General features: G+C 68.0%; 6 protein-coding genes and 1 pseudogene. 3 read left to right on the forward strand and 4 right to left on the reverse strand.

Annotated elements, in window-relative coordinates:
* From VFL64_RS04635 to VFL64_RS04650, 4 genes are all read right to left on the reverse strand, one after another.
* Window positions 1-1164 (reverse strand): GspE/PulE family protein (locus VFL64_RS04635; protein ID WP_489539213.1); only part of this gene is annotated, 1164 nt, incomplete at its 3' end.
* Complete coding sequence (locus VFL64_RS04640; protein ID WP_489539214.1) at window positions 1161-1940, reverse strand: spermine/spermidine synthase domain-containing protein; 780 nt, start codon at window positions 1938-1940, stop codon at window positions 1161-1163. The genes VFL64_RS04640 and VFL64_RS04635, both read right to left, overlap by 4 nt.
* A complete protein-coding gene (locus VFL64_RS04645; RefSeq protein ID WP_489539215.1) occupies window positions 1937-2458 on the reverse strand; it encodes a DNA-deoxyinosine glycosylase in 522 nt (173 codons plus the stop codon). The genes VFL64_RS04640 and VFL64_RS04645 overlap by 4 nt, the downstream gene beginning before the upstream one ends.
* Window positions 2458-3282, reverse strand: a complete 825-nt coding sequence (locus VFL64_RS04650; RefSeq protein WP_489539216.1) for a TatD family hydrolase — start codon at window positions 3280-3282, stop codon at window positions 2458-2460. The genes VFL64_RS04645 and VFL64_RS04650 overlap by 1 nt, the downstream gene beginning before the upstream one ends.
* A 137-nt stretch (window positions 3283-3419) precedes the next feature.
* Between VFL64_RS04650 and VFL64_RS04655 the strand changes: the two genes are divergently transcribed.
* The 3 genes and pseudogenes from VFL64_RS04655 to VFL64_RS04665 form a co-directional block, all read left to right on the forward strand.
* Window positions 3420-4367 carry a S1C family serine protease gene (locus VFL64_RS04655; RefSeq protein ID WP_489539217.1) on the forward strand — a complete coding sequence of 316 codons (948 nt, stop codon included), beginning with the start codon at window positions 3420-3422 and terminating at the stop codon, window positions 4365-4367.
* A 12-nt stretch (window positions 4368-4379) separates the two neighbouring features.
* Complete coding sequence (locus tag VFL64_RS04660; protein WP_489539218.1) at window positions 4380-5384, forward strand: AAA family ATPase; 1005 nt, start codon at window positions 4380-4382, stop codon at window positions 5382-5384.
* A gap of 191 nt (window positions 5385-5575) precedes the next feature.
* Window positions 5576-5742: pseudogene (locus VFL64_RS04665) on the forward strand (DUF58 domain-containing protein); the annotation flags it as partial.

Genomic DNA, 5742 nt, shown 5'->3' on the forward strand with positions numbered 1-5742 from the left:
CGGGTCTTCGATGGTGCAGACGTTCACCTCGTCGGTGGCCAGGCGGCGCAGCGTGGAGTAGAGCGTGGTGGTCTTGCCTGAGCCGGTGGGCCCGGTCACGAGGATGATGCCGTGCGCCCGCGTCACGAGCGACTCCCAGCGCTGCGCATCGTGCGAGCCGAAGCCGAGCGCATCGAGCTGCTTGACGGTGGTGTCGGGGTCGAAGATCCGCATCACCATCTTCTCGCCGAAGGCGGTGGGCAGTGTGGACAAGCGCATCTCCACTTCATCGCCCTGCGGGTTGCGCGTCTTGATGCGGCCATCGAGCGGGCGGCGCTTCTCGACCACGTCCATGCGGCCGAGCAGCTTCACGCGGGCGATCATCGCGTTCATCACGCCGGGCGGCAGCTGGTAGACGGTGTGCATCACGCCGTCGATGCGGAAGCGAATCACCGAGAGGTCGCGCCGCGGCTCGAGGTGGATGTCGCTCGCGCGCTGGTCGAAGGCGTATTGCCACAGCCAGTCGACCACCTGCACCACGCCCTGGTCGTTCGCGTCGAGCTGCTTGTTGCTGCGGCCCAGCTCCACCAGTTGCTCGAAGCTCGCGGTGGCGGCCATCTCGCCGGTCTTGATGGCGGCGCGCACCGAGCGCTGCAATGTGTAGAACTCGGTAGTGAAGCGCGCCACGTCCACCGGGTTGGCCACCACCATCTTGAGCGCCTTGCGCGTGTGCGCCTCGATCTCGGGCACCCACCCCAGATCGAAGGGTTCGCTGGTGGCGACGGTGACTTCGTTGAGGCCGAACTGCAACGGCAACGCGCGGCGGCGTTCGGCGTAGGTGATCGACATCACGTCGGCCACGCGCCCCACATCGACCTTGAGCGGGTCGATGCGCATGTAGGGCAGGCCGCAGTGGCCGGCCAGCCACTCGGTGAGGGTGTCGAGGTCGAGCGGCTTGCCGCTCTTGGCGTTCATCAGCTCGGCCTTGGCCAGGCGCAGCAGCGGGTGCTGCGCGCTCTGCCCGGCGGCGAAGCGGTGCGAAGTCTGCTCGTAGTTGGCCACGCTGATGATGCCGTCTTCGAGCAGCCAGCGCAGCAGGCGCTTCCAGTCGAGCCGGCCGGCCGGGTGCGTGGTTGCCGGCTTGGCGGGCCTGGGGGGCTTGGCTTGGGGATCGGCGGTGGTCATGGTGTGGGCGTGGGCGTGAGCAGGCCCTCGGGCAAGGCACGGATCATGCGCAACCATTTGCGCGCAGGCAGGCCGAACCGAGTTTCAATGTTTTCAGCGCGCGCAGCAAGCAAGTCGCGGTCAGGAAAAGTAAGGTTCTTCACTGCCACGACAACCGTGTTGCCTTCTTTCGTCGGGCGCAGCGTGAGCACCGACGACGCACCGAAGGCCGTCGCAATGCGGCGCGCGCTCTGCTCGAAGCTCGCGTCGCGGCCGAAGAGGTTGACCGTCATCACGCCTCCATCGGCCAGCAGGCGACGGCAGGCGTCGTAGAAGCTCTGGTCGTCGAGCACGGGGCTGGCGGCATCGTGGTCGTAGAGGTCCACGTTGAGCACGTCGGCGGTCTCCGCGTGCGACGCATCGGCCACGTACTCGGCGGCATCCATGTTCAACACGGTCAGGCGCGCGTCGTCGGCCGGCAGATGGAACCAGATGCGGCAGGCGTCGATGACAGTCGGGTTGAGCTCCACCGCAGTGGTCTTCATGCGCAGGTTGCGGTGGCAAAAGCGCGTGATGGCAGCCGAGCCCAGGCCCAGCTGCACCGCGTGCCCCTTGGTGAGCTTGCCGCCTTCGCGGAACAGCATCCACACCATCATGCGTTGCACGTAGTCGAGCTCGATGGTGTGTGGCTTGCGCACGCGCATGGCGCCTTGCACCCAGGGCGTGCCCAGGTGCAGGTAGCGCACGCCCTCGAACTCGGACAGTGTGGCTGGCGCCATCTCGATCGGCTTTTTCATGCAATCCCGCAGGTAACAAAGGCCTCGTGCCAGGCCGACAGCTTGCGCTCGAAGCTCCACGAGGCATGGGCGGGGCTGGTGGACGGCAGGCGCAGCACGGTCACGCCGAGCGAGCCGGTGAAGCGCATGGCGCGCGCCGATTCGCCGCCGTTGTGGGCGATGACTTGGAGCTGCGGGGCGCGCAGTTTCAAGCTGGCCAGGTCGTTGAACTCGGCGTCCTGGATGGCGCAGTCGAGACTGCCTTCGCGGCGGCAATGGGCGTACACGTCCCAGATGCCCAGGCCGCGGCGCAGCACCTCCTCTAGTCGCTCACGGTAGGGCAGCGTGCGCAAGTCAGTGCCCCACAGCGCCGAGAGCAGCGGCCAGAACTGGTTGCGCGGGTGGGCGTAGTACTCGCCGGCCTGCAACGAAGCCACGCTCGGGAAGCTGCCCAGCACGACCAGCCGGGTGTGGGGCGCGAGCACCGGGCCCAGGCCTTGGAGCAGCGGTGCGGGGGCAACGGGTTCGGGGGCAAGCATCAAGCGCGCAAGTTTGACAGAGCCGCCAGCCGGGGCAACGCGGCGTGGGCGTTGGCGCCTGTCTGCCGCGCGGTCTGTTCGAGGCTCCAACCACGCAGCTCGGCCAGCGTGGCGGCAATGCGCGGCAGCTCGGCAGGCTCGTTGCGCGACACCTCACCCGCCGCGCGCTGCTCGGCCGTGCGGTACAGCCAGTGCGGCGGGATGTCGGGCGCGTCGGTCTCCAGCACCAGCGCCTCGGCCGGCACCTGCTGCGCGATGCGGCGGATCTGCAAGGCGCGGTCGAAGGTCATCGCTCCGCCGAAACCGAGCTTGAAGCCCAGATCGACAAAGGTCTGCGCCTGCTGGTCGCTGCCGTTGAACGCGTGTGCAATGCCGCGCACCGGAATACGGCGCAGGTGCTTGAGCAAGGCGTCGGCCGAGCGGCGCACGTGCACGATCACCGGCAGGCCGGCGTCGCGGGCGAGCTTCAACTGCTCGGCAAAGAAGTGCTGGGCCTTGGGCTGGTCAAGGCCGGGCACGAAGTGGTCGAGCCCGATCTCCCCCACGGCCACCAGATGTGGGTCGTCGCGGTGGGCGATCAGCGCATCGCGCAGGGCGGCGAGGTCGCTCTCAGCAGCCTCGTTCACGCACAAGGGGTGGATGCCCAGCGCATAAGCGAAGCCATGTTCATGCGCCAGATCGCGCACCGTGCCGAAGTTGCTGCGCGCTACCGCAGGCAGCACCAGCTGGCCCACGCCGGATGTGCGCGCACGGTCCACCACGTCAGCGCGGTCGGGTTCGAATTCGGGGGCGTCGAGGTGACAGTGTGTGTCGATCCAGAGCATGGCGGCATCATGCCTTGGCCGTGCACAGAAGCGGCCGGCGTGATACGGTGTGCATGTCGCCGGCCGGTGTTTGCCCCGCGGCTGCGGCTCCCGCCAGAACGCCCCATTCAACGCCCCATTCGCCGGAGGTGGCAGGCATGAGAAAGGCTCCGCTTTACAGCCGCTCGCCGCGACAGGCCCCGGTGCCGTCGCCCCAACCTGCGCCCGCCGCCGAGGCCGCCCCCACGCAGGCCGCGCGCAAGCCGCCGGGCCGCTACCGGCGCATCGCCTGGGGCTTGGCCATCGGCAGCCTGCTGGTGCTGCTGGGCGCTCTCTCCAGCCGGGCCTTGATGCCGCCGGCCAATGTGCTCACCCAGCGCGACATCGACGCCTCGGTGCGCCGTTCGCTCGAAAAGGAACCCCTGCCCTCGGCCTATGCCAAGGCCTACGCGGCTGTCGCACCCTCGGTGGTGCTGGTGGAGGGCGACGACGAGATCGACGACGCCCCACCCCCGCCACCCACGGCCAAGCCCAGGAAGAAAGACACCCCCGACCCGCCTTCGCGTGCCAAGCACGCCACCGGCAGCGGCGTGGTGATCGTCGACAACGGCACCATCCTCACCAACCTGCACGTGGTGTCAGGCTCACGGCGGTTGAAGGTCACTTTTGCCGACGGCAGCGAGTCCGAAGCCGCCATCATCGGCCTGCAGCCGGAGAACGACCTGGCCGTGCTGCGCGCCAAGACCATCCCCGACGACCTGCAGGCCGCCACCATGCGCTCCACCGGTGACCTGATGCCGGGCGACGAGGTGATCGCCGTCGGCTTCCCCTTCGGCATCGGGCCCTCGGTGTCGGGTGGCGTGGTCTCGGGCCTGAAGCGCGAGTTCCGCTCGCCGCAGGGCGCGCGCAAGCTGACCAACCTGATCCAGTTCGACGCCGCTGCCAACCCGGGCAACTCGGGCGGCCCGCTGGTCACCATGGACGGGGCGGTGGTGGGGGTCGTCACCGCCATCCTCAACCCGTCGGAGCAACGCACCTTCATCGGCATCGGTTTTGCTGTACCCATCGAGAACGCTGCCAATGCCGCCGGCATGCCGCCCTTCTGACTGAGAGCCAACATGAGCACACCGGAAACCAGCCCCACCGCCACGCTGATGGAGCAGATCCTCTATGAGGTCAAGCGTGTCGTCGTCGGCCAGGACCGCTTCCTCGAGCGCGTGATGGTGGCCATGCTGGCCCAGGGCCACCTGCTGGTGGAAGGCGTGCCCGGCCTGGCCAAGACCATCACCGTCAAGACCCTGGCCACCACCTTGCGCGGCAGTTTCAAGCGTATCCAGTTCACGCCCGACCTGGTGCCGGCCGACCTGGTCGGTACGCGCATCTACAACCAGAAGACAGGCGAGTTCGCCACCTCGCTCGGACCGGTGTTCGCCAACCTGCTGCTGGCTGACGAGATCAACCGCGCACCGGCCAAGGTGCAGAGCGCCCTGCTCGAGGTAATGCAGGAGCGGCAGGTCACCATCGCTGGCGAGACGCACAAGGTGCCCTCGCCCTTCCTGGTGATGGCCACGCAGAACCCGATCGAGACCGAAGGCACCTACCCGCTGCCCGAGGCGCAGGTCGACCGCTTCATGATGAAGGTGCTGGTCGACTACCCGAGCGAGGAAGAAGAGTTCGTGATCGTCGGACGCGTCACCGGCGAGCCTGTCACCGTGTCGGCGATGGCCAGCACCACGCAGCTGGCCGAGCTGCAGCACGAGTGCCGGCAGGTCTACGTCGACCCGTCGCTGGTGCAGTACGCCGTCAAGCTGGTCGGCGCGACGCGCACGCCCGCCAAGCACGGCCTGGGCGACATGGCCAAGTACATCAACTTCGGCGCCAGCCCGCGCGCCACCATCAGCCTCATCGAAGGTTCCAAGGCACTGGCCATGCTGCGCGGCCGCAGCTACGCACTGCCCGAAGACGTGCTCGACCTGGTGGCCGACGTGCTGCGCCACCGCCTGGTGCTGAGCTACGAGGCGCTGGCCGATGGCCTCACGGCCGATCAGATCATCCAGAAGATCGTGCAGAAGATTCCCAAGCCCGACAAACCCATGGCTCATAGTCCGAGAGAGGGCAGTTGACCGCTCACGTCCGCTGGACAGACCGCACCCTATGAACATCTCCGCTCACGGCCACCGCTACCGCTTGGGATGCAACGCTACGCAGCCGATTGAGCTGCGCTGGGCCGCACTGGCCGCGTTGCTCCTCCTCGCGGGCATGAGCCCGCAGCGTCGTCGCGCCTTGCCATTGCCCCCCAGCGCAGCCCACTCGGCTGCGTTCAACCGCCCCCTCTCGGACCATGCCGGCGAACGAAGCAACAACAGCTGACGCCATCCTGCGGCGCCTGGAATGGACGGTGATCCGCCGTCTAGACGGTCTGCTGCAAGGCGACTACCGCACCCTCTTCCGCGGCGCGGGGCTCGATCTGGCCGACCTGCG

The sequence above is a fragment of the Rhizobacter sp. genome (assembly GCF_035702065.1).
Classification (GTDB): domain Bacteria; phylum Pseudomonadota; class Gammaproteobacteria; order Burkholderiales; family Burkholderiaceae_C; genus Rhizobacter.